4 protein-coding genes are annotated in these 3,918 nt (G+C 61.7%); all 4 read left to right on the top strand.

Annotated elements, in window-relative coordinates; genetic code table 11:
• On the top strand, nucleotides 1–575 hold a 575-nt coding region (locus tag AC1D1P_RS16870; RefSeq protein ID WP_477673761.1), incomplete at its 5' end, for a sugar transferase.
• Entirely contained in the window at nucleotides 576–2,402 is a 1,827-nt protein-coding gene (gene asnB / locus AC1D1P_RS16865) for an asparagine synthase (glutamine-hydrolyzing) (RefSeq protein ID WP_477673760.1), read from the top strand. It abuts the gene before it with no gap.
• Nucleotides 2,399–3,637: a UDP-glycosyltransferase gene (locus AC1D1P_RS16860; protein WP_477673759.1), complete on the top strand. Its 1,239-nt coding sequence runs from the start codon at nucleotides 2,399–2,401 to the stop codon at nucleotides 3,635–3,637. The genes asnB and AC1D1P_RS16860 overlap by 4 nt, the downstream gene beginning before the upstream one ends.
• Nucleotides 3,627–3,918 (top strand): hypothetical protein (locus AC1D1P_RS16855; RefSeq protein WP_477673758.1); only part of this gene is annotated, 292 nt, incomplete at its 3' end. The genes AC1D1P_RS16860 and AC1D1P_RS16855, both read left to right, overlap by 11 nt.

The following is a 3,918-nucleotide window of genomic DNA, read 5'->3' as shown; positions in this document are numbered from 1 at the left end:
GAACAAGTGGGCAAAGCTGCATGAAGCGCCTGATGGACGTCGTGTTGTCGCTGCTGGCCCTGCTGTTTTTGTCGCCGGTATTGCTATTGGCGGCAATGGCTATTGCGCTGGAAAGCGGTCTGCCTGTCATCTTCAGCCAGACCCGGATGGGTCTGGGGGGCCGCGAGTTCCGGATGTTCAAATTTCGCAGCATGCAGCTGGATGCGGCTTCCGTGGGGTCGTATTTCACACAGGCCAATGACCCCCGGATCACGCGTGTCGGGCGCTTCATACGTCGCACCAGCATTGATGAGCTGCCGCAGATATTCAACGTCCTCAAAGGTGACATGAGCCTGGTGGGGCCGCGGCCGGATGTACCTGCTCAACAATTGCTGTACGCACCTGCGGATTGGGAAAAGCGCTGCAGCGTGCCGCCCGGCATCACCGGCCTGGCGCAGGTGATGCTGCGCTCGGAAGCCACGGCAGGTCAGCGGCTGGCGCTGGACCTGCAATATGCGAATACCGCGTCATGGTGGTTCGACCTGAAGATCATCTGGTGGACGCTGGCACGTCTGAGTGGAAGAGGAAGCAACTGAATGTGCGGCATTTTTGGATATTGGGACCGGGAATGTACGCCGGTGAGTGACGCGGCCCTCGACGTGATGGCGCAGAAGCTGCTGCACCGCGGCCCGGACGACGGTGGTATCTGGCACCGGCCCCAGCGCGGTGTGGCCATCGGCAACCGGCGCCTGTCGATCATCGACCTGGGTGGCGGCCACCAGCCTTTTGTCAGTGACGACGGTCAGGTCGCAGTGGTGCAGAACGGTGAAATCTTCAACTACATCGAGCTGGCTGCTGAACTGCGCGCGCAGGGTGTGCGGCTGGACACGCAGAGCGACACCGAGGTGATCCTGCGCCTGTATGAGCGCGAAGGCATCAGCTGCATCAGCAAGCTCAATGGCATGTTCGCGATCGCGATTGACGACGCGCGCCAGGATGCGCTTTACCTGGTTCGTGACCGCATTGGCGTCAAGCCGCTCTATATCTCCGACGATGGCCAGCGCATGCTGTTCGGCTCGGAAATCAAGGCAATATTGCCGCTAGCCCAATCACAACGTGCGCAACCAGCTATTGATTTGGTAGCAATCCATCATTACCTGAGCTTCAACTACATCCCCGTACCGTGGACGATTTACGAAGGCATCAAACACGTGATGCCCGGCACCTGGATGAAATTCACCCGGACCGGTGTTGAAACCCAACGCTGGTGGAGCCTGGCCGACCAGCGCGAACAAGACTACGGCTTTGAGGACTGGTCCGAAGAGTTCATGGCGATTCTCGACGACGCCACGCGCATTCGCCTGCGGGCCGATGTGCCCTGGGGCGCTTTCCTGTCGGGCGGGGTGGACTCGAGCAGTATCGTTGGCCTGATGGCCAGGCATGTCAACCGGCCTGTCAAGACTTTCTGCATCGGTTTTGAAGACCCTCGTTACGACGAGTCGGCTTTTGCACTGCAGGCCGCCCGGCGTTTTGGCTGTGACCACACACAGGAGACGGCCGAGCTGAACATGCTGTCACGCTGGCCGCAGGTGTTGCATCACCTTGACCAGCCGCACGGTGACGCTTCATTCATGCCGATGCTGCGCGTGAGCGAGCTGGCGGCAAAACACGTCAAGGTGGTGCTGACCGGTGACGGTGGCGACGAGCTGTTTGCCGGCTATGACAAATACGCGCAGTTCTTTGCCCGACCCGACGCGCAGACCCTGCCGACGCCTGATTTTCAGCGCCAGTATTTCGATTCGATTTCGTTGTTTTCACCCGCCGCCAAGGCGGCGTTGTATCAGCCGGTGGCGCGTGCAAACCTGTCCGGGCTCGACAGCTTTACGCAGGTTGCCCGGCCCTGGTTTGAGGAGGCCGGTCATTTCGACCGGGTCAACCAGGCGTTGTATCTGGATATGCAGTTACTGCTGTCCGGCAACAACCTGGTCAAGCCAGACCGCATGGGCATGGCGGTCAGCATCGAAGCGCGCACGCCTTTCCTTGATTACCGGATGATGGAGCTGGCCTTTCGCTCGCGCGGCACGACCAAGCTGTCAGCGCAGGGCGACAAAAAACACTGGTTCAAACAAGCCGTGGCACCGCTGATTGGCGATGAACTGGCGTTTCGTAAAAAGCAGATGTTTACCGTCCCTATCGGCGACTGGTTCCGCGGCGAGTCTTACGCCTGGTTGCGCCGGACCCTCCAGGACAGCCCGTTGATTGCTGAAACGATGCAATGGCCGGTGGTTGACGGCATGCTCGTACAGCACCGGGATGGCAGAAAAAACTATACACGTGAGTTACGGGCCCTTGCGGCGCTGGCGGTGTGGGAAGCCGGTGCCGGAACCATCGAGCCGGAATTTTCGGGAGGGAACCGGAGATGACAGACCAGTTGCCGCGCTGGCTTTTTGTTTCTTACGGGGGTGGGCATGTCAAGGCCTTATTGCCGGTGGCGCGGCGCGTGAAAGAGCTGGGTCTGGCCCGGCCGCTGTATCTGGCGTTGACAACGGCTGCGCCGGAGGTGGTGCGCAGCGGTATTGAAGCCATAGGCTTTCGCGATCTTCTCAGAGACACCGATCTGTGCGCACGCGCGCACGGAGAGCGGCTGGCCAGTGAACTTAAAGTCACTGCTGCCCAGCATGATGAATCTGTTGCTTACCTTGGCCTTTCCTATGCAGACCTCGAGGCGCGTTTGGGTGTCTCCGAGGCGGCCGTGCAGTATGGCCAATACGGCCGTCAGGCATTTCTGCCCTTGAGCGTTCTCGAGCGAGCAATCCGGCAGGTCCGGCCGAGTCTTGTGGTTGCAACGAATTCGCCGCGTGCGGAGCAGGCCGCATTGCAGGTGGCAGGCTCGCTGGGTATTCCGAGCGCCTGCCTCGTGGACCTGTTGGGGATCTGGGAGCGCGACCGGCTCGCGGCGCCCGATTACGGGGATGTAGTCTGCGTTCTGAGCCCGTCCGTGCGCGACAACCTGATAGATGGCGGGCGGCCGCCGCAGGATGTACGCGTTACGGGTAATCCCGCGTTTGATACGGTCCTCGATCCGGCGCGCATCGCCGCCGGAGCCGCATTGCGGCACGACGCCGGATGGGACGAGCTGCATGTCTGTCTTTACGCGTCCTCCCCGGAACCGGCTGCTTATCCCGGGTTCCCGGAGCGGGGCGATCCCGCCTTTCCGCGCCGCATTGAGCGGGCGCTGCTCGATGCAGTGATCGCCAATCCATCGCTTGCGATCTGGGTGAGGCGGCACCCCAGCGAGCCGGCTGCGTCGGAAGTTTCCGCGCTTGGTCATCCGCGGATTCGGGTGTCGCCTGCGGAGATGCCGCTGCATACGTGTATTCATGCGTCGGACGAGGTCATCGTGACGGTCTCGACCGTGGGGGTGGAAGCGAACATGGCAGACAAGTACGTGACTCAAGTCAGAGGGTCGATGTTTGACAACCTGAGTCCATATTTCGCCATGGGGATCGCCCAGCGTGAGCTGACACTGGACCAGCTCGCGACAGGGTACGAGCCGCCACATGGCACTGCTCTGGTGCGTGAGCGCCAACCTGAAGGCACGGCGACCGACCGTGTTGTCGAAGTCCTCAAGTCGGTACAGGCACACCGTGGGCGCTGAACGGATGCGCGTTCTTGCGTTCGTCGAGGCGGTAGCGCAGTACGAGCGGATGTCCGTGCCGTTGCGGCCGGCGACGCTGCATCCCGCCTATGTCGCGGCTGACGCCGCCCGCAACCCGCTCCTGCAGCCGCTCTTCCTGAGCTACGAGGCGAGAGGCGAATGCTGGCTGCACTGCCTGCACCGCACCGACGTGCCTGGCACGGCATTGAGGGATGCCAGTTCGCCGTATGGGTACGGCGGCCCCCTGTGCAGCACCGATGACCCCGCTTTCCTGGCTGCTG

Source organism: Polaromonas sp. P1_E1_2, assembly GCF_056406035.1.
The sequence above is the reverse complement of the archived record's forward strand: the minus strand, read 5'-3'. Positions and strand labels throughout refer to the sequence as shown.

Bases quoted from the DNA above. Each gene is read 5' to 3' on its own strand.
- asnB (WP_477673760.1), top strand. From the start codon at position 576: ATGTGCGGCATTTTTGGATATTGGGACCGGGAATGTACGCCGGTGAGT.
- AC1D1P_RS16860 (WP_477673759.1), top strand. From the start codon at position 2,399: ATGACAGACCAGTTGCCGCGCTGGCTTTTTGTTTCTTACGGGGGTGGG.